Consider the following 21,629-nt stretch of genomic DNA (forward strand, 5'->3'; position numbering starts at 1 on the left):
CTATCTCCTAACTATATTTAATATTTTTTCATAAAAATCTGTTACATCATTAATAACTTTTTTCTCTTCTTTATATTCTTTCATTGATTTTTTATAAATATCTAGATTATTGTAAAATTTATCAATTTCTCCCAGTTCCAAAGTAGAAAAATCTTCTTCAGAAAATACAATAGAAAAATTATTTTTCCCGAAAAATCTTGCATTCTCTATTTGATCACCACGGCTTTGATTAGTGCCAAGCGGAACCAAAATTGATGGTTTATCAAGTGCTAAAAATTCATATAGTGCATTAGCACCCGCTCTAGAAATTGTAAAATCTACTATTTGAAATACATCAAACAACTCTTTTGATAAAAATTCATACTGGTTATATCCGTCTGTGCTAATATTTCTATTAATTAAGCCTTTTCCTACTAAGTGGATTATTTGATATTTCTTAGTTAATTTTTCAACATTATTCCAAATGTATTCATTCAAAACCTTAGATCCCAACGAACCACCCATAACTAAAATAACAGGTTTATCTGATGTGAAACTGCAAAATTCATAACCTTTCTCTTTACTGCCACCATAAATATCATTACGAACTATTGCACCAATCAAACTAGATTTTTCTTTCGGAAGATATTTTAATGTGTCTTCAAAAGTTGTAAATATATGATTACAAAACTTTATATTTATTTTATTAGCTAACCCTGGAGTTAAATCTGATTCGTGAAGAACCACTGGTATCCTTAATAACTTCGCAGCTACACATACAGGCACACTAACGAATCCGCCTTTAGAAAAGACAAAATCAGGTTTCTCTTTCTTTAAAATAAATATAGAATCAAATATCCCTTTTAATACTTTAAACGGATCAATAAAATTCTCCAAAGAAAAATATCTTCGCAATTTTCCTGAGCTTATTTTGTGATATTTAACTTCTGAAATTTTGCCAATCATTTCCTTTTCTATCCCTTTTTTACTACCAATATATGAAATTTCATATCCATGTTTTTTGAACTCTGGAATAAGTGCAACATTGACAGAAACATGTCCCGCCGAACCACCTCCAGTAAAAAGGATTTTATTCACAACTATTCTTTCTCCTTCATTTTTATTTCTAATTTTTCTTCTACATTTTTAGGAACAAATTTCGATAAATCTGCTCCAAACCCTGAAACACCCTTTACGATGCTAGAACTAATAAACGAATATTGCTTATTCGCCATCATATAAAAAGTTTCTATATTTTCATCTAGTGCTTTATTCATAAATGTAAGCTGCATTTCGTATTCAAAATCAGAAACAGCTCTCAAACCCCTAACTATAACATCTGATCCCACTTTTTTTGCATAATTTACCAAAAGACCAGAGAATGAATCTACTCTTACGTTTTTAAATTCTTTTATTGTTTCTCCAATCATTTCTTCTCTTTCTTCAAGAGTAAATAAATACTTTTTATCAGGATTCACCAAAATTGCAACTATAACTTCATCAAATAACTTCGCACTTCTTTTTATTATATCAATATGCCCATAAGTTATTGGATCAAAACTTCCTGGGACAATTGCTATTTTTTGTTTCATTATTACTTCTCCATATATTTAAAGATTACTATATCAGTTATACCATACTTTTTCTCTTTTATTATTTCTAATTTCTCTGACTTTATAGTTATATTTTCATCATTACTTTTTTCACAAACAATTAAACATTCATCACTACAAATTTCACTAAATAGTATAACATCTAGTGCTTTGTCAATTAGATCTTTATTGTATGGCGGGTCTAGGAATATTAAATCGAACTTTTCTTCTTTTTTTCCTAATATCTTCACCGCTCTCTTAAAGTCATTTCTATAAACTACATAATCCGACTTAGGAATTTTGCATTTCTCCAAATTAGAGTAAATAACTTTTATTGAATTACTACTTCCATCTATAAAAGTAACATGCTTCGCATCTCTACTTAAACTTTCAATTCCTAATCCACCAGTTCCTCCGAATAAATCTAGAACCTTAGCATCCATGCACTCTAACATATTGAACAAATTTTCTTTTATTTTATCAGTCGTTGGTCTTGTATTCATCCCATCAACTGCATTCAGTTTTATTGATTTGTACTTTCCAGCTATAACTCTCATTTTTCCTCACTCAAGAATACAGTTTAATTATTTTAATAATAATTTCAAGGTAGTAATGTTTAATGATAAGAACAAAATTACTATATTTTGTTTTCATCCCATATATACGTACTTATTGTGTAATTTGGATATTTTTATCTAAATGTTCAAAACTAAGATGAAGATTTGACATTTCAGAAATTTCGATTTTTTTAACAAATTTCTTTTTCTTCAACTCTGAAATAATATTATCCATTCGATTTTCATCAACATATATACAAGCATATCTTCCTCTTCTTGAATATGAGATAAAATGTCCATATTTTTCAAGTTTATTCAGATCTTTAAAACTTTTGAAATAAACATATATTCCACGTCTTTCTTTTTCAAATAATTCCATAACATTCACCTAGAAATGTGCTGCTGCATCTACTCTACCTTTTTCATCAATTTTTATGACCTTAACTTTCAGAGTATCTCCAATTTTCACAACATCTTCTACTTTATTAACTCTATCTTTAGCAAGTTTTGAAATATGAACAAGAGCATCTACTCCTGGGAATAGTTCCACAAAAGCACCAAACTTCTCAATTCGTTTAACTTCTGCCAAATATATTTCCCCAACTTCAGCTTCTCGAGTTATATTTTCAATAATTTCGATTGCCTTATTTATTCCATCAATTTCGGGACTAGAGATAAATACTTCACCAGTCTGTTCAATATCAATTTTAACTCCAGTTTTTTCGATAATTTCGTTAATAACTTTACCACCTGAACCAATAACGTCTTTAATTTTTTCTGGTTTAATTTTAATAATCTTAATTTTAGGTGCATAAACTGAAACTTCTTCTCTTGGTTCACAAATAATTTCGTTCATGTGATCCAAAATTTGTAATCGTCCTACACGAGCTTGTTCTAAAGATTCTTTCAAAATTTGTTCACTAAGCCCATCTATTTTAATATCCATTTGAAGAGCAGTTATCCCTTCTTTTGTTCCTGCAACTTTGAAATCCATATCACCCAAATGATCTTCCATACCTTGAATATCTGTTAAAATAGTATAATGCTCATCTTTTTTAACAAGTCCCATAGCAATCCCTGCTACTTGTGCTTTAATTGGAACACCCGCTGCCATAAGTGCCATAGACCCTGAACAAATAGTCGCTTGTGAACTTGAACCATTCGATTCTAAAATTTCAGAAACAACACGAATCGTATATGGAAAATCTTCTTTGGATGGAATCACCTGTGCTAAGGCTCTTTCTCCTAATGCTCCATGACCAATCTCACGACGCCCAGGTGCTCTACTAAAACCTACTTCTCCCACTGAAAATGCAGGGAAGTTGTAATGTAGCATAAAACGTTTATTTTCTTCTTGTGTAAGATCATCAATAATTTGTTCATCAGATAAATTACCAAGTGTTACAACTCCTAATGATTGTGTTTGTCCACGTGTAAACAATGCTGATCCATGTGTTCGAGGTAAAACATCAATTCTTGAAGAAAGTGGTCTAATTTCAGTTAGAGCACGACCATCTGGTCTAATTTTATCTTCAGTAATCTCTCGACGAACTTCATCTTTTATAATCTTATCTAAAGACAACTTTGCTTCTTTTACTACATCAATCTCATCTTCATCTGTCGCTCTTTCCTCAAAAATAGTCACTATTTTTTCTTTAACTAAAGATATAGCATCATCACGTTCTTGTTTATCTTTTATAGAGATAGCATCTTTCATTTCGCTAAGTGATAGTTCTAAAACCTCATTGTAAATATTTTCATCTATAACTTTAAGTTCCACTTCCATCTTTTCTTGACCAATTTCGTCAACTATTTTCTGTTGAAATGCAATAAGTCTTTTAATTTCTTCATGACCAAACATAATTGCATTTAACATTATTTCCTCTGAAACTTCACGTGCTCCAGCTTCGACCATATTAATTGCTTCACTAGTACCTGCAACTTTTAAATCTATTTCTGATTTTTCTAATTGTTCTACATTCGGGTTAATTATATATTTTCCATCAATATACCCAACAGTTACACCTGCTATTGGTCCTTTAAATGGAATGTTGGATACGGATAATGCTAATGAACTTCCCAACATAGCAGCCATTACTGGATCACTATCGTATTCTACTGATAAAACAGTAGAAATTACTTGAACTTCATTTCTAAAACCATCTTCAAATAATGGTCTAATTGGTCTATCAATTAAGCGAGCTGCTAAAGTCGCCTCTGTTCCTGGACGTCCTTCTCTTCTTAAAAACCCACCTGGAATTTTTCCAACTGCATACATTTTTTCCTCATAATTAACTGTTAATGGGAAGAAATCTACATCTTTTGCTTCTTTAGAAGCAACTGCTGTTGTTAAAACCATAGTATCTCCATATTTAACAACTACTGCTGCATTTGCTTGCTTTGCCATTTCCCCCAATTCAACAGTAAGTTCTTTCCCAGCCCACTCAGTTGTATATACTTTTTTCTCTTGAAACATTTTTATCTCCTTCCAATAATTTTTTCTATTCTTTATATAAATCGACTATTTTATTATATCATGAATACTTTTATTTACAAAGAAAAAAAGAGACGAATAAATGGAATTCTACATTCCAAAATATTCATCTCTATGTGTTTTATCCTAATTGTATTTGATATAATTTGTACAAAACTAAAACAATTAGTAAAAAGATAATAAACAACATAAAATATATTTTTTGTTTATTTTTCATTTTAAATATTACCTTGAATTTCTTTTTCTAGTATGTTTCTCGCATGCTCACAAACTCTAGTAAAATGTTGAATTAAATCCATATAAACTACTCCAGCAGGTATTTCACACTCTCCGTCTTTCATACGTTGTGTATGTTTTTTTCTTGCATTTTTTTCTAGTATATAAATATTTTCACAAGCAGCTAATGCTGCACCTGCTAAAGCTATATTATCCTCTTCCAATGATTGAATAGTCTTTTCAATTACATCATTAGAAAGATTAAACATTTCTTTTACCTCTGCTTTTGCTTCATCCGAAAATTTTAATTTTTTCTTAATTTGATAATTTACAGAGCCAACAATATCTCTTGCATGATCTCCAATTCTTTCTATATCACGTGTACCGTCTAATAAAATTGAAGCCTGTTGTCCTTCTTTAGGACTCAACTTTTCTCTGAACAACAGCGTTAAATAATCCGTCATCTGCTCATCAAAATTATTAATTGCCTCTTCGTATGTTTCTCCTTTTTCATTAAGAGATTCCTCTCTTGTTAAAAAATAATCAACAGAATTTTTTAAACTTTTTTTAGAAAGAATCAGCATTTCAATAAATTCTTTTTGTACCTGACCTAAAGCAACCGCTGGTGCACTAGTAATTAAAGACTTATCTAAATATTGTGTACTATACTTAATTTGTTCATCTTCTCCTGGAATAAGTTTCGTGACTATAATTACCAGAAGCCAAATAAATGGAAATTGCAGTATCGTATTAAATATGTTAAATGTACCATGACCAACTGCTATAGTCATTTTTGGATCTAATCCTAAACTTGTTTCTACATATTGTATAAATGCAGTGTATGGACCTAAAATGATTAAACATATTACTGTTCCTACAATGTTAAATAATACATGTGATGCTGCCACTCGTTTTGCTGCAATATTTGTACCTACTATCGCTAGAGCTGCAGTTGTAATTGCAGTTCCTATATTATCCCCGAATAAAACTGGTAGTGCCCCATTTAAATTTAAAGCATTATCAGCATATAAATTTTGTAAAATTGCAATAGTTGCTGCTGAAGATTGAATCAAAACTGTTAGTAGTGTTCCTACTCCTACTCCTATCCATGCACTATCATCTATATGAGAAAGTACAGTTTGGAACCACTGCATATCTTTCATTGGACCCATTGCTGTTGACATCATTTTTAAGGCGTAAAAAATTCCTCCAAAACCAAAAATTACACGACCTATATTATTAATTAACTTTGATTTTGTAAAAAATAAAAATGCAGCACCTATAAATATAAGCGGTAACGAATATTTTGATATATTAAAACCTATAATAAATGATGTTAATGTTGTACCAATATTTGATCCCATTACAATAGCAATAGCTTGTTTTGTTTTTAACAAACCTGCTCCAACTAAACTAACCGTAATAACAATTGTTCCCGTACTTGATTGAATAAGAACAGTAACAAAAATTCCTGCTAAAACAGCCATTAATGGTTTTGATGTGTATTTGTCCAATACATATCTCATTTTATCTCCTGCAATTAATTGAAGACCATCTCCCATATACTTAATACTAAACAGGAATAAACCAAGTCCTCCTAAAAAAGAAAATAAAATTTCTTGCCATACTGTTGACACTTTTTTGTCCTCCTAATATATGTCTGTGTATCTAGTAATACACAAATAGATTTTATCATATAACCTTTAAAAGTACAACCAAAATATTAAAAGAAAAATATTAAAATATTATTACAAAATTTCAAATAAAAAAAGCTAATTCGTATATATTATTTTAGAAAATAAAAAAATAGTGTTTACATTAAGAATGTAAACACTATCTTATAATTAAGCTTGTGGATATACTGAAACTTTTTTACGGCTACGTCCGTATCTTTCAAAACGAACAACACCATCAACTAGTGAAAATAGTGTATCATCTCCACCTTTTCCTACATTAGTTCCTGGATAAATTTTTGTTCCACGTTGTCTATAAAGTATAGAACCTGCAGTTACGTACTGACCATCAGCTCTTTTTGCACCTAAACGTTTTGATTCAGAGTCACGTCCGTTTTTGGTAGAACCTACTCCTTTTTTAGATGCGAAGAATTGTAAATTTAATTTTAACATCATCTCTAATTCACCTCTCTTATTTCAATAGTTATATAATTCGAATAATTTTCTTCAATTGTTTTCAATGCAATCAACATTGCATTTAGAAGAAGTTGTTCTTTACTGGTAGATTGTAATGACCTATATGTTAAATGTCCTGTTTCATCTTCATTCGTTGAAATATCAAACTGAACTTCATCATCAAGCTCATCTACTGAATTTATTAAACCAAATACTATTGCTGACACACCTGCACAAACAATATCAGAACCATGTTCAGCAAAATCGGCATGTCCATCAACAGTTATCTGTTTAATCTTTTCAACTTCTTTTTTTATTTCCACCTTAATCATAATTAAGCGTTAATTTTTTCAACTACTAACTTAGTGAAAGGTTGACGATGACCTAATTTACGGTGATTATTTTTTTTAGGTTTGTATTTGAATACTGTAATTTTTTTACCTTTACCTTGAGCAACTACTTTTGCTGTAACTGTAGCACCTTCTACTAAAGGAGCACCAATTTTTGAAGTCTCACCACCAACTAATAATACTTTATCAAAAGTTACTGTTGAATCAACTTCAGCTGATAATTTTTCAACCAAAATTGTTTGTCCTTCTTCAACACGTAGTTGTTTCCCACCTGTTTCTATTACTGCGTACATATCTGCACCTCCTTAAATATTTTTTACTAAGACTCGCCATATAAGGTGGATTACTCTCTTAGTTACCCCATACGTGCGGTTGTAGTAGCTATTCTAGGAGCTACTCAACATTACAATTCTAACATATATATACTTTCTCGTCAATAAAAACATTTATTTTTCATTAAAATTCTTTTTTAGGTATACCCTTTAAAATATGTTGTCCTAAAATTTTTTCTTTAGTTTAGATTACAGTTAAATAAAGAACCTTAGATTTTAAGTTCTAAGATTCTTTTTCTATTATTTACGTTTTTTCTTATTTGATACTAATGTTACTTTATTAGGATCAAAAGTTTGTTTTTTCACTTTTTCTGGTTTATATGGTGGATACAATGCATGTCCTAAATATGTTTGGAATATCAAGAATAATCCCCCAACAATATAATAAACAGCTACTGCTCCTGCTACCCAGAATGAGAACATAGTAATCATTATTGGGCTTAACCATTGCATCATTTGCATCTGACCTTGCATTTGTTCTTGTCCAGGTTGAGTTACCTGTGGCATTAATTTCATAGTAAGTCTAGTTTGAATAGCATAAACTACAAATGCAATTATAGGAAGCGTATATGATCTAGTTCCAAGATTAAATACTCCTAAGAAAGTTGATTCTGTAATTCCTGCAGAATATAATGGATTAGATAATGTGTAGAACAACCCAGTTAAGAATGGCATCTGTAATAATAAAGGCAGACATCCGCCTAAACTTAAAGGATTTGCTCCATATTTTTTCATAATAGCCATTTGTTCTCTTTGTAGTTCCATAAGTTCACTACGTGCTTGCATTTTCTCTTCATTAGAAATAGCACGTGCTTCTTTTTCACGAGCAGCTTTTTGCTTAGCTTGCACAACTTCAAGTTCTGGTCGTGCTAATTCCTGACCACGTCGTGCTTCATTTTGTTTTTTATAATTATTAAGCATAAATGGTAAAATCACAAGACGCATTATTAATGTAATAATAACGATTGACCAACCCCAGCTGCCAACATATTCATGAAGTTTGCTTAAAGCAATATCCATAGGTTTTACAAAAGTTTCGTAAAATGTTCCACTTCTATCTTGAGGTGAACAACCAGATAATACGAACATACCTGCAAAACCTAATAAAAGTGCAGATAATTTTTTCAATTTCATTCTCCTTAATGTATAATTATTTTTTAAACAGAAAATTAAAATAAGATTAGCAACTTGCCACCTTATTAATAAATAATATTAATTTACCTAGTAAATTATATCAGATATAAAAGTGGTAGTCAAACACTATTGTAAGCTACCACTTAAAATTGTTCTTTTTTAATTTAAAATCGCAAAAAGATTCTCTTTCCTTCTAAATTTAATTTTGAAAAGTTTGCTTTAAAAAACAATTTATTCTAACTAAAAATCATTTTTCTTTAATTATAAAAATTGAACAGTTAATCTTTATTCTCTTTTGGTAAAAAGGCATTTAATAAAACTCCACTAATTGCAGCAAGCGCCATAGCTGGTAATTCAAAATTAATACTTTCAAATTTTAACATTGCTCCACCTACTCCAAGAACTATAATTACTGATGAAATTACTAAATTTCTATTAATGCTTAAATCTACTTTTTCGTCAACTAACATTCTTAAACCACTTGAAGCAATTATTCCAAATAATAGAATTGATACTCCTCCCATTACTGGAGATGGAATAGTTGAAATAAGTGCCGAAAATTTCCCGATAAAACTCAATACAAGTGCAAAAACTGCAGCTCCCCCTAAAACAAAAACAGAAAAAATTCTAGTTATTGCAAGAACACCTATGTTTTCTCCATATGTTGTACTTGGTGGACCTCCTAGTAAAGATGCAAACATCATTGCCGTTCCATCTGCTAAAATTGAACGATGAAGCCCTGGATCTTTTAGAAAATTCTTACCAACAACTTCTGATAAAACCATCTGATGACCAATATGTTCATTTATAGTCACAATTGCAATTGGTACCATAGCCAAAGCTGCTACATTCCACTGTGGTGTATAAGTAACAAACGGTACTGTAAATTGCGGTAAACTGAACCATGGTGCATCTAATACTGGTTGAAAATCAACTAGTCCCACAATACAAGCAACGATATATCCAAAAACTATACCTAATAAAACTGGAATTTGTTTTGCAAAACCTCTTAATGCAACACAACATACTATTGTTGCTGCTAATGTTATCAATGCAACTAAAAAATATTTTAAATCATAAACTTTAGTTCCATCTACAGTTTTGTACATTGCCATATTAACAGCGGTTGGAGCTATACCTAAACCAATAACAATTATTATTGGTCCAACTACAACTGGTGGCAAAAGTTTTAATAACCACCCTACTCCAAATTTATAAATAAACAGTGCAACTATCCCGTATACTAAACTCGCCAAAAATGCACCCAACATCGCGGTTTGCACATTATGAGTAGTTGATAATACAATTATAGGATTAATAAATGCAAATGATGATCCCAAATATGCTGGAATCTTCCCTCGCGTAATAAATAAATACGTTAATGTTCCAATACCTGATGTTGTAAGTGCTGTACTAGCTGGAAGTCCAGTTAAAATTGGAACTAACACAGTCGCTCCAAACATTGCAAATAAATGTTGCAAACTAAGCGTTATCCATAATGCCAAATTTGGTTTCTCATGAACATCTAAAATTGGTTTAACTCTTGTTGATTGTGCCATCCTTTTTCTCCTTTTCACACAAATTTTTTTCATTATATCATATATGTCAAGACATTTAAAGAAAAATTTTTTATTTTTTAAATTTTTTATTAAAAATTAGTTCAATACAAAAATCCAAATTAAAAATTTTTGTTCAAATTTAATAAAAAACTAAAAACAAAGTAGAGATCGTTTTAAAAAACAAAAACCTTAAATCTGTTTTTATTCCAATCCCTACTTTATTATTTTTATCCTACTATTATTTCTACAATAGATACGTCTTCTTTAGGTTTATCTTGTGCTCCTGTTTCCACTGCTGCAATTTTCTCTAGTGTTTCTACACCTTCTAATAACTGACCAAATACTGTATGTCTGTGATCAAGGTGCGGAGTTCCCCCTAATTCAGCGTATCCTTTTATAGCTCCTTCTGGCCAACCACCAGCTTCTAATGCTGACAATGTTCTACTATCCAAATGATTATTCTGAACGATAAAGAATTGACTACCATTCGTACTTGGACCAGCATTTGCCATACTTAATGCCCCATAAAAGTGGAAATAATCCATAGAAAATTCATCTTCAAAACTTTCACCCCAGATAGATTCTCCACCCATTCCAGTTCCAGTCGGATCACCACCTTGAATCATAAAGTCTTTTATTACACGGTGAAAAATTATTCCATTGTAATATCCATTTTTAGCATGTGTAATAAAATTTTCTACTGTTTTTGGAATATCTTTTTCAAAAAGTTTAAAAGTCATATCCCCTAATGTTGTTTTAATAACTACTTTTATTTCTCCATCTTTAATTTCTTTTGTTAGTTGTGGTAACATTTGTTATCTCCTTTAATTAAGTAATAGTTTAGAAAAATCTAACTACCTATTTTATGCATTTTTTTCTATTAATCTTTCTGCGATTTCTTTCAAAATATTTTCTTTAAACTCCATAAACGTTTTTTCTTTTTGATTTTGTGAACCAAATGTTCTCACATTTACTCCTCTATTATCAACTTCTTTATCTCCAATTACTAAAGTGTATGGAATTTTTTTGCTAGCTGCTTCTCGAATTTTATAACCAAGTTTTTCATTTCTATCATCTATAGAAACTTTTACTCCAGATTTTTTAAGTTCTAGCATTATTTCTTTTGAATAATCATAATGGTAATCATTATTCACTGGAATTATTCTTACTTGATTTGGCGCTAACCACGTTGGTAAATCTCCTTTATATTCTTCTAATAAAAAGGCAACCATTCTTTCCATTGTTGATACTATACCTCTGTGGATTACTACTGGGCGATGTGCTTTCCCGTCTTCTGCAATATATTCCAATTCGAATCTCTCAGGTAATAAGAAATCAAGTTGAATTGTAGATAATGTTTCTTGTTTTCCAATCGCTGTTTCTACTTGAACATCAAGTTTTGGACCGTAAAATGCAGCTTCACCTTCCGCTTCTACATAATCAAGTCCTAATTCATCAGCAGTTTCTTTTAACATCTGCTGTGCATTGTTCCACATTGCATCATCATCGAAGTATTTTTCAGTATTTTCTGGATCTCTATATGATAATCTATAACTGAAATTTTTAATACCTAAATCTTTATATGCTTCTTCGATAAGACCTACTGTAAGTTTAAATTCATCTTTAAGTTGATCAGGACGAACAAAAATGTGTGCATCATTTAAAGTCATACCACGAACACGTTGAAGTCCACTTACTGCTCCACTTGCTTCATATCTATGCATCATTCCTAGCTCTGCTATACGAATAGGTAACTCACGATATGAATGTCTTTCATTTTTATATACCATCATATGATGAGGACAGTTCATAGGACGAAGTACCATCGTTTCATGATCCATTTCCATAGGCGGAAACATATCTTCTTGATAATGTTCCCAATGACCACTAGTTATATAAAGTTCTTTAGATCCCATAATCGGTGTGTACACATGATCATAACCTAATTCTACTTCTTTATCAACAATATATCTTTCTATCGTACGACGGATTGTTGCTCCATTCGGCAGCCATAATGGCAATCCAGCACCTACTTTTTGACTTGTCGTAAAAATTCCTAATTCTTTTCCTAGTTTTCTGTGATCACGTTCACGTGCTTCTTGCAATCTTATTAAATGTTGTTCCATATGATTTTTTGTGAAATAAGCTGTACCATAAATACGTTGTAACATCTTATTATCACTATTTCCACGCCAATACGCACCAGCAACAGATAATAATTTAAACTCTTTGATTTTTGAAGTAGAACTTACATGTCCACCACGGCAAAGATCAGTAAAATCTCCTTGTGTATAAATTGTAATTACTTCATTTTCCGGAAGATCATTTATTAATTCTACTTTATATGGATCTTCTTTAAAAATTTCTAATGCTTCTGCTCGACTTACTTCACGGCTTTCAACAGCATGATTTTCACTAATAATTTTTTTAACTTCTTTTTCAATATTTTTAAAATCTTCTTCACTTACTTTATATTCCGCATCAAAATCATAGTAAAATCCTCCATCAATCGCCGGTCCAACACCAAAATGTACATCTTTTCCATACAATCTTCTCAATGCTTGAGCAAGTACATGCGCTGATGTATGACGAAGTACATATAAACTATCTTTGTCTTCATCATCTGCGACAATAAGTTTAAGATGCCCATCTTTTGTTATCGGTTTATTTACTTCAATATAATCTTCATCCAATTTTGCAGAAATAACTTTTTTCTTTAAACTAACACTTATACTCTCCGCTATTTCTAACGGTGTTTTATTATCGTATTCTCTTTCATTTCCATCTGGAAAAATTAACTTAACCATAATAGGATCTCCTTTTATAAAATCTTTACATACCTGGTTCGAAATAGTCTTACTTTGCGAAAATCAATTAAATGCACCATACACCATGTTATTTTTTACTTTCAAAAAATAAAAAAGCCCTTCTCTGCCGTAGCAAAGAAGGGACGAACTAATTTCTTTTCGTGGTACCACCCAAGTTCGAAGCATTATAACTTCCTCATAAGCGATTAAAGCTCGCAAATCTTATACTCTTTATATAGGTAGTAATAATATAATACTTATAGGTATTTGCAGCATCCATACCCTCTCTGAAAATAAGCTAACTATACATCGTATCCTAAGTATATAATTCTATTCATTAATGTAATTCTAGCACAAAGAAGAATTTATTGCAAGGGGAAAATTTAAAGATATACACTTTTAATACATTTTAAAATTATCTTCATTTTTTTGTGATTTTTCTTTTATACCTTCTTCTATGTTCTATTATTTTATTAATTTAAAACTCTAACACTATATTACTAGTTCACTTATATTCTTTTCTCGAAAAAAACGAAGAGTAACTGTAACTATTTCAAAAGTCTTTTAATTTTCAAAACAAATAGCTCCACTTCTTTGTTTCCTTACTTATTTCTTCTCCAATAGCTCCTTATCCCTGTAAATGTCAGTAGAATAATCAGCAACATAAAAATATAATTTTTCACGCTGAAATACTTCGCTGCTTCCGTTTTTATTACTTCTAATTTTTTATCGATATTATTTGATTTCTTAAGATTTGTATTAATTTTTTCAAAATTATCAAGGTCTGAATTTTTAATAGCCGTATTTTTAGCTGCAACATAATAAATATATTTTAAATTATTTAATGCTGTTATATCCTTCACTTTTGTATTTGAAATATCTAGACTAGCAAGACTTGGAAGATCCTTTAGTGGTGAAATATCTTCCAGTCCTAAATTATCATTAAGCATTAGTCTATGTAAATATTTTTTCCCAGCAAGTGGTTCTAAATTTTCCACATTGTTTTTGTATAAAAGTAACTCCTCAAGATTTTCCAATTTTTTGAGTGCTTCTATATTACTAATATTATTTCTATCTAAATATAAAGTTCTAAGTGTTGTTAAATTTTCAAGTGGAGTTATATCTTTAATTGTATTTTCTTCAGCAATGAGACTTTCTAATCTACTAGCATTTCTTAAAAATGAAATATTATCTAAGCCTATTCCTGAAATATTTAAACTCCTCATATTATCTAATCTCAAATTGTTTGGGATATAATCTTTTAACACACTATTCATAGAAATATCCAACGATTGAACATTTAAATCATTCAAAAAATCTAAATTATTCATTAGATTTTTTCTAAGCGATAGTTGTCTTAACATTTTTAATTTTGATAAGCTATGCGTATCTTTTATTTTATTGTTTGTTAAATTTAGATCTTCCAAATTTGTTAAATCTTCTAAAGGAGTTAAATCTTCTATAAAATTATTCGAAAGATTTAATGTTTTTAAATTCGTTGCATGCTCTAAACCACGTAAAGAAAAAATATTCATCCATGGTAGTGATAAACTCGTAAATTGCTTCATCATTCCTACAGTAATATCTTTTCCCTTATAGTTTTTATCAATATGAAATTTATAATACTCTAGCAAGGCTTCTTTTAAATTTAAATCTTCAAAATTTATTTTTTCTCCACTCTCCACATCAGAAAAATTTTTTTCACCAAATGGTACATAGACATCATTTGCCAAAATCATTGGTGTTGAAGATGTCAAACCTAAAGTTGCTATAGCGAGTATGCTAAATAGTACTTTTTTCATTTTGTTCCTCTTTTTCTTTTTTATAACTTTTAATTTTATTTCTAACAATCACTAAGCCATATGCAGCTAATGGTATTAAAAATACAAAATATGGGAATACATACCTACTCTTAGCTTCCCATATCATATGAAATATAGTACCTCCAATAAATGCTGTAGGTATAAGTGTAAGCAATTCTTTTTTTCTTCTATACATTATAACTGCAAACACAAAACTAAATACATAAACAAAAATTTGAAATACTTTCATTACAAAATTAACAACGCTATGAGTTTCATTAAAGTAAATTTGTTTTACAAAAAAATCTTTAACTTTTTCTAATTTTGTTTCATTGTCGAAATTTCTTTGTGGAGCTGTTACTAATAAACTTTGAAATGTTGGTTCAATAAATTGATTTTCATACTTTCTTTTATAAAAATCAACCATATATTTAGGATTATCTCTAAAAACATTTAATCTTTGTTTTATAGAATTTATAGAAATTTCTTTGATGCGGTCACCATTATAATCCTCTTCTGGCATAATATCGTAATTAAATCTATTCCACCAACCAGCTTCTCTATCACCTTCTTGCATTCCCATTGCAATCCAAGTTATTTTATTAACACCTGGAGATATTTCTTTTTGTGATTTTACTTCATAATAATTACTAATAATACTCTTCGAAGCACTCATTAAAAATAAACAACTAAATATAAACGCTATTATTTTTACATCTTTATTCTTTAAAAAATATATTACAGCTATTGCAAAAATTGCTAACATGTGAATTAAGTTATTTCCTATAAATAGCATTGCTAAGTTTATCGTAAATAAACTAACTACTAACATATACCATTTCTTTTTTTGTGTATACTTTATAAAATAATAATACGCCAAAAGAGTTAAAAACATCCCAGGCAAAATCCCATAAACAAATGCTACATAAAAAATAAGTGGAAAACATATCGCACTTAAAATTACCACAAGATAATTAGTATCTTCATCATTAAACAAAATGTTAGAAATCTTGTACAACATAAATATTATAAAACTTATGGAAAAACTTTGCATAATATAAAGTATAAAAGTTGCTCTCCCAAATAAAGATAATATTACCTGAAAAACAAAGACTGTTGTTATTTGATGAGAATAAATATACAAATAATTATTTCCTTTATCAAGACCACTATAATTTTCTCTTATAAAATTATTAGCTTGATCAATAACATTAAATGGATCAAATTGCACATAATCACGACGTAAAATAGCAAACAATATGCTAATTATAAATGCATATATCATAATAACTAGAACTAATCTTTTTACACTTATAATTTTTTTTAAATACTTCGTTAATATTAAGACAACTATACTAAATATTATTAAGAAAATAATATTTAGTATAGTATTATCATTTTTATAATATAGAGTTTCTTGATAATCTTTTGGAAATATTGCCGTTTTTGTTAATACTAATAGAGTATTTAAGCCCATTAATATGAAAAATATAATTGCGACTACTTTTACTAAAAAATTAGTTAGTTTTGTTGTTAATATTTCCTTATTCATCGATTATTCCTTCTCGTTTTTTTCTTCATTTAAGAATTTTTCAATTATAAATCTTGGACGTTCTTTTGTTTCTAAATAAATTTTCCCTACGTATTCACCAACAATTCCTAGAGAAATCATTATCATTCCTCCAATGAACCACATAGAAATCATCATACTAGACCAACCAGGTCTTGCAGATCCAGCAAAATAACTATACATAGTGTAGAAAAATACAATAACTGCTATAAACAACATTAATATACCACTTATCGTAATAAATCGAATTAATTTTACTGATAATGATGTAATTCCTTCAAATGCAAAAGCTAACATTTTTGACAATGGGTACTTACTCTCACCGGCAAAACGTTCTGCTCTTTCATACGTCACAATGTCAGTTGGATATCCAATCATTGGTACAATTCCTCTCAAGAATAAATTAACTTCCTTAAATTCTGCTAGACCTTCTAAAGCACGTTTACTCATCAAACGATAATCTGCATGATTAAATACTGTATTAGCTCCTAATTTTTCCATAATTCTATAAAACGCTTCTGCTGTAAATCTTTTGAAAAATGTATCAGTAGTTCGTGCTGAACGAACGCCATAAACTATATCACATCCTGCAAGATACTTTTTCATCATTTCATCCATGGCATTAATATCATCTTGAAGATCAGCATCCATAGATATACTTACATCACAATGATCTTTTACAGTCATAAGTCCCGCTAACAATGCATTTTGATGTCCACGATTTCTACTTAAATTAATCCCACTAAACAATGAATTTTTTTCGTGAAGTTCTTCAATCATTTTCCAAGTTTTATCTTTAGAACCATCATTTACAAGAACAACACGACTTTCATCAGAGATTAAATTTTCTTTGATCATATCATTCATTTTTACTTCTAATCTCTTTGCAGTTTCATTTAATACCTCTTCTTCATTGTAACAAGGTATAACCACATATAACTTTTTCATTACAAATCTCCTAGCTTTTAATTTTTACTTATCGCTTTATTAAGTCTATTTAATAACGCAACAGTTTCTTTTGTTTTTTCTATAGGTAATATATATATTTCTTCTACTTTTTCATTATCAAATTCTCTTAGAATATTATATAAATTTTTATTAGATTGTTCAATATCTTTCTCATTATCCGCTAAATATTTCACAGAAACATTTAGATTTTCAACAAATAGTTCTTTATTCTTATAAGTTATAAAACCCGTTTTTTTATTTTTTTTATTTAATAAATCTACTAAATTTTCAAAACTATCATTGTACAAAATCAATTCGGCTTCCGGCGAATAATGACGATATTTCATTCCTGGTGCTATCGGAACTTTCGTTTCACCTATTACTTCATCATTATATTTTACACTACCTATTCCTAAAACATTTTCTATATCCTCTTTAGTTATTTCACCTGGTCTTGCTATTACTAGTGGCTTCCTAGTACAATCAATTACTGTGCTTTCTAATCCTATATCTGATGGTTTATCTTCTATTATCACATCAATTTTCCTATTCAAATCATGATAAACATGCTCAAACTTTGTTGGTGATGGTTTTCCACTTGTATTAGCACTTGGTGCCGCAAGTAAAACTTTTGTTTTTCTTAAAATTTCTCTTGCTGTTTTATTAGAAGGCATCCTAATTGCCAGTGTATTTAAGCCAGCCGTTACCTTTTTTGAAATTTTATTATTATTTTTCAAATTTAAGATCAAAGTCATTGGTCCCGGCCAAAAATTTTCTATAAGTTTTTCTACTCTTTTATCACTACAATCAACGATATCATCAAGTTGCTCCATTTTGTAAAAATGTACTATTAATGGATTATCACTCGGTCTTCCTTTAGCTATGTATATTTTTTCTACAGCCTCATCACTCTCAGCATCTGCACTAAGACCATATACAGTCTCTGTAGGAATAGCCACTAGTTTATTATTCTTATAATACATTTTTAACTTATTATAAATTTCTTCTTTGTAATTACTTTTAGAAATATTTATTATTTCAGTTTCCATAAAATCTCCTTAGATTTATATCATAAAAAGTATTATTTAATTTCACAGTATTTACTAATCACTCAGATACAGTCAATTATTTAAAATATAACTATAAACATTGTAATTGTTATAATTAATACATAGCTTAAATAATCCAATTTTTTATATTTAAGTACTTTATAACGAGTTCTACTATTTGTTGTCGAAAAACCTCTAACTTCCATTGCTGTTGCAAGCTCATCTGCTCTTTTTAAAGTTGCAATAAATAATGGTATCAATATTGGAATAAATTTTCTAGTTTTTTGAATAAGGTTTCCCTCATTAAAGTCTGAACCACGTGATATTTGTGCATTAATAATTCTATTAGTTTCTTCCAAAATTGTCGGAATAAATCTTAATGAAATTGATAAAACCAATGCAAAAGTTGAAATAGGTATTCCTACTTTTTTTAGAAATCCTAGACTTTTTTCAATAGCGTGAGTTATTTCATTAGGTGAGGTAGTTGCCATAAAAACAACCATTATCATTACTACCAAGCAAAACCTTACAGTAATCAACAAAATACCCTGCAACGCTCCGCTATATAAAACAAAACCATAAAACTCAAAAATCACCTTTCCTGATCTGTTAAATACCAAATGAACTAATGAAGTAAATAAAATTAAAAAACTTATTGACTTAATGCTATTTAATAAAAAACTAATATTAGTTTTAGAAAAAATAGTTGCCAATAACAACACAACTGATAGTATTAAAAATTCTGCTATATTATTCGAAATAAAAACATCTATCAAATAACAAATAACAAAAAACAATTTCAATCTAGGATCTAAATTATGAATAACTGTGTTTAATGGCATATATTTACTTATAAAAGAATTATTCATTATTTTCTTTTCCTTTTAATTTTATTTTCAACTGTTCTATAAGTTGATCGTATTTCCTAGGAAATATGCCTATGTCAATATTTTTTTCTAGCAATCTTTTATAAAACTCAATTACTTCTGGTCGTCTCAAAGAATTTTCAGCAAGGATTTTATCATTTAAAAATAATTCTTCTACTTCACCCTCAAAAACTATTTGCCCTTTGTTTAGAACAATTACCTTTTGACCATACTCTAACACATAATCCATATTATGTGTTACTAAAACTATTGTCATATTAAATTTAGTCTGTAAATCCTTTACCAAATTCATTATTTCAGTTCGACTCTTATAATCAAGAGCAACTGTTGGCTCATCAAGAATTAAAACTTTTGGTTCCAACGCTAAAACTCCACATAAGGCAACTTTCCTCATCTCTCCACCTGAAAGTTCAAATGGAGATTTTTCTAAATAACTTTCATCTAATCCAACCAACTTAATTAAATCTTTTGCTTTTTTTACTGCTACATCTTCTGCTATACCATAATTCAGTGGTGCAAAAATAATATCTTTTAAGACACTCGTTTCAAAAAGTTGTTGTTCAGAAAATTGAAAAAGAACAGCTACATCTTCTCTAAGCTCCTTTAAAACTTTTGCGAGTTTTTTTCTCTCTTTTTTATTTTTAGGAAGGGTAATTAGAGTCGTTCCAACACTCACTTCCCCACTACTAGGAACGAGTAAGCCATTTATATGCTCTATTAATGTAGATTTCCCACTACCAGTTTCTCCTACAATAACTGTATAACTTCCACTTTCTATTTCTAAATCAATATCTTTTAATACTTCTCTTTTATAAGGAGTTTTATCGTTGTAAATATATTTCACATTTTTTAAACTAATTCGCATAATTTATCCACTACATCCTCCTCATTCTCATTTATTAGAAACACTTCTTTTTTCAAATGTTTATTTAAATCTCTTTTAATCTTTTCTAAAAAAGGTATTTCCAAAAAATATTCCTCAAGAATTCCAAAATTAGTGTACAATTCTTCATAGCTACCTTGATAAGCTATTTTACCTTTTTCCAAAACAACTATACTATCAGAATACACACTCTCTTCCCCATCATGCGTTATCGAAATAATGGTTATATTTTGAGTTTTATTAATTTTTTTTATATATTCAAGAATATTTTTTTTTGCATTTGGATCAAGCATACTTGTTGCCTCATCTAATATTAGTATTTCCGGTTTTAAAGCTAAAGAAGCAGCGATAGCAACTCTTTGTTTTTGTCCACCTGAAAGTGCTGAAGGTTCATATTTTCTATACTCTGGCATATCAACTATAGATAAAACCTCATCAATTATTTCATCCATTTTATCTGGTGAAATATTTTTATTTTCTAGCCCAAAAGCAATATCTTCTTCAACAGTCGCACCTACAAATTGATTATCAGGATTTTGAAATACTACAGCTACTTTATTACGAATATTACTATAAATCTCTTTAGAGTATATTCTATTCTCCAAAAAAATTTCGCCATCAGTAGCCAAGTTCTGCCCATAAAGTAGTTTCATCAAAGTAGATTTTCCACTACCATTTTTCCCAAGTATGCTAACCCATGTTCCTTTTTTTATTTCTAAATTAATATCTTCAAGTACATTTTCATTTGAATTTGAATATTTAAAAAATACATTTTCAAATTTTATCATTTTTTTATCCTTATCATTTAAAGTATCAATTAATTATACCAAATATCTACATATTTCTCAAACCAAAAAAAGATAAAAATAACTTATTTGCACACTACTTAAACAAATTATTAATTTTGACGAATATAAATAATTCCTAATTATCATTTTAAAAATCTATTCTACATCCGATAAACATAATGACTGTTTAACAAGAATTATATAATTTCATATGAATTAACTTTATATAAAATTTAAAAATCCTAAGCAACACATGTCGCCTAGGATTTTCATTTTTATTTTATTATTCTAAATTTAATAATTAATTTAGATATTTTTTTCTACCTATTACAAATAGAGCTAATACAGAAATTATTGCTCCTACTCCTCCAAGTCCACTATCTGTTAATCCTGTTCTTGGTAATCTTGGAGTTGGTGGCGGTGGTAATAATCTATTTGTTAAATTATAACCTTTAACTATTGTTTGATAACCAACTACTCTTTCTTCGTCTATTGTATACTTGATTTCTTTTCCATCTTTGTATTTATCTAAATTATCAAAGCTATATTTCCA

21 protein-coding genes and 1 other annotated feature are annotated in these 21,629 nt (G+C 29.2%); all 21 genes read right to left on the reverse strand.

The window, feature by feature from the left end; genetic code table 11:
• Entirely contained in the window at window positions 1-1,077 is a 1,077-nt protein-coding gene (locus H612_RS0103520) for an undecaprenyldiphospho-muramoylpentapeptide beta-N-acetylglucosaminyltransferase (RefSeq protein ID WP_027130203.1), read from the reverse strand.
• A 2-nt stretch (window positions 1,078-1,079) separates the two neighbouring features.
• Complete coding sequence (gene coaD, locus H612_RS0103525) at window positions 1,080-1,571, reverse strand: pantetheine-phosphate adenylyltransferase (RefSeq protein ID WP_027130204.1); 492 nt, start codon at window positions 1,569-1,571, stop codon at window positions 1,080-1,082.
• Between the two features lie 2 nt (window positions 1,572-1,573).
• Window positions 1,574-2,128: a 16S rRNA (guanine(966)-N(2))-methyltransferase RsmD gene (gene rsmD, locus H612_RS0103530; RefSeq protein WP_027130205.1), complete on the reverse strand. Its 555-nt coding sequence runs from the start codon at window positions 2,126-2,128 to the stop codon at window positions 1,574-1,576.
• Between the two features lie 112 nt (window positions 2,129-2,240).
• On the reverse strand, window positions 2,241-2,507 hold the full coding sequence (locus H612_RS0103535) for a DUF2129 domain-containing protein (protein ID WP_027130206.1): 267 nt from the start codon (window positions 2,505-2,507) through the stop codon (window positions 2,241-2,243).
• Between the two features lie 9 nt (window positions 2,508-2,516).
• Window positions 2,517-4,604 (reverse strand): polyribonucleotide nucleotidyltransferase, encoded by a 2,088-nt coding sequence (pnp, locus tag H612_RS0103540; RefSeq protein ID WP_027130207.1) that lies wholly within the window; start codon window positions 4,602-4,604, stop codon window positions 2,517-2,519.
• A 236-nt stretch (window positions 4,605-4,840) separates the two neighbouring features.
• On the reverse strand, window positions 4,841-6,475 hold the full coding sequence (locus H612_RS0103545) for a Na/Pi cotransporter family protein (protein WP_027130208.1): 1,635 nt from the start codon (window positions 6,473-6,475) through the stop codon (window positions 4,841-4,843).
• Window positions 6,476-6,682: 207 nt separating this feature from the next.
• A complete protein-coding gene (rpmA, locus tag H612_RS0103550; RefSeq protein WP_027130209.1) occupies window positions 6,683-6,964 on the reverse strand; it encodes a 50S ribosomal protein L27 in 282 nt (93 codons plus the stop codon).
• A 5-nt stretch (window positions 6,965-6,969) separates the two neighbouring features.
• On the reverse strand, window positions 6,970-7,299 hold the full coding sequence (locus tag H612_RS0103555; protein WP_027130210.1) for a ribosomal-processing cysteine protease Prp: 330 nt from the start codon (window positions 7,297-7,299) through the stop codon (window positions 6,970-6,972).
• A gap of 2 nt (window positions 7,300-7,301) precedes the next feature.
• Window positions 7,302-7,610: a 50S ribosomal protein L21 gene (rplU, locus tag H612_RS0103560; protein ID WP_027130211.1), complete on the reverse strand. Its 309-nt coding sequence runs from the start codon at window positions 7,608-7,610 to the stop codon at window positions 7,302-7,304.
• A gap of 19 nt (window positions 7,611-7,629) precedes the next feature.
• Window positions 7,630-7,701, reverse strand: a sequence feature (ribosomal protein L21 leader region).
• Between the two features lie 188 nt (window positions 7,702-7,889).
• Window positions 7,890-8,783, reverse strand: a complete 894-nt coding sequence (locus H612_RS0103565) for a YidC/Oxa1 family membrane protein insertase (RefSeq protein ID WP_027130212.1) — start codon at window positions 8,781-8,783, stop codon at window positions 7,890-7,892.
• A gap of 278 nt (window positions 8,784-9,061) precedes the next feature.
• Window positions 9,062-10,342 (reverse strand): solute carrier family 23 protein, encoded by a 1,281-nt coding sequence (locus tag H612_RS0103570; RefSeq protein ID WP_027130213.1) that lies wholly within the window; start codon window positions 10,340-10,342, stop codon window positions 9,062-9,064.
• A 227-nt stretch (window positions 10,343-10,569) separates the two neighbouring features.
• A complete protein-coding gene (locus H612_RS0103575) occupies window positions 10,570-11,154 on the reverse strand; it encodes a peptidylprolyl isomerase (protein WP_027130214.1) in 585 nt (194 codons plus the stop codon).
• Between the two features lie 51 nt (window positions 11,155-11,205).
• Entirely contained in the window at window positions 11,206-13,149 is a 1,944-nt protein-coding gene (thrS, locus tag H612_RS0103580; protein ID WP_027130215.1) for a threonine--tRNA ligase, read from the reverse strand.
• Window positions 13,150-13,751: 602 nt separating this feature from the next.
• Window positions 13,752-14,951: a leucine-rich repeat domain-containing protein gene (locus tag H612_RS0103590; protein WP_027130216.1), complete on the reverse strand. Its 1,200-nt coding sequence runs from the start codon at window positions 14,949-14,951 to the stop codon at window positions 13,752-13,754.
• Window positions 14,932-16,503: a glycosyltransferase family protein gene (locus tag H612_RS0103595; RefSeq protein ID WP_027130217.1), complete on the reverse strand. Its 1,572-nt coding sequence runs from the start codon at window positions 16,501-16,503 to the stop codon at window positions 14,932-14,934. Before H612_RS0103595 ends, H612_RS0103590 begins: the two co-directional genes overlap by 20 nt.
• A 3-nt stretch (window positions 16,504-16,506) precedes the next feature.
• Window positions 16,507-17,469, reverse strand: a complete 963-nt coding sequence (locus H612_RS0103600; protein ID WP_027130218.1) for a glycosyltransferase family 2 protein — start codon at window positions 17,467-17,469, stop codon at window positions 16,507-16,509.
• Window positions 17,470-17,486: 17 nt separating this feature from the next.
• The gene (locus H612_RS0103605) at window positions 17,487-18,518 is read right to left on the reverse strand and encodes an L-threonylcarbamoyladenylate synthase (protein ID WP_027130219.1); all 1,032 of its coding nucleotides are present in this window, start codon (window positions 18,516-18,518) and stop codon (window positions 17,487-17,489) included.
• Window positions 18,519-18,598: 80 nt separating this feature from the next.
• Window positions 18,599-19,360 (reverse strand): energy-coupling factor transporter transmembrane component T family protein, encoded by a 762-nt coding sequence (locus tag H612_RS0103610; protein WP_245570444.1) that lies wholly within the window; start codon window positions 19,358-19,360, stop codon window positions 18,599-18,601.
• A 19-nt stretch (window positions 19,361-19,379) separates the two neighbouring features.
• Window positions 19,380-20,270 carry an energy-coupling factor transporter ATPase gene (locus H612_RS0103615; protein ID WP_027130221.1) on the reverse strand — a complete coding sequence of 297 codons (891 nt, stop codon included), beginning with the start codon at window positions 20,268-20,270 and terminating at the stop codon, window positions 19,380-19,382.
• Complete coding sequence (locus tag H612_RS0103620; RefSeq protein WP_027130222.1) at window positions 20,255-21,076, reverse strand: energy-coupling factor transporter ATPase; 822 nt, start codon at window positions 21,074-21,076, stop codon at window positions 20,255-20,257. Before H612_RS0103620 ends, H612_RS0103615 begins: the two co-directional genes overlap by 16 nt.
• A 301-nt stretch (window positions 21,077-21,377) precedes the next feature.
• Window positions 21,378-21,629: Cna B-type domain-containing protein (locus H612_RS09050; protein ID WP_035500281.1), on the reverse strand; the 252-nt coding region annotated here is incomplete at its 5' end.

Origin of the sequence: Gemella cuniculi DSM 15828 (assembly GCF_000425665.1) — a bacterium.
Classification (GTDB): Bacteria; Bacillota; Bacilli; order Staphylococcales; family Gemellaceae; genus Gemella; species Gemella cuniculi.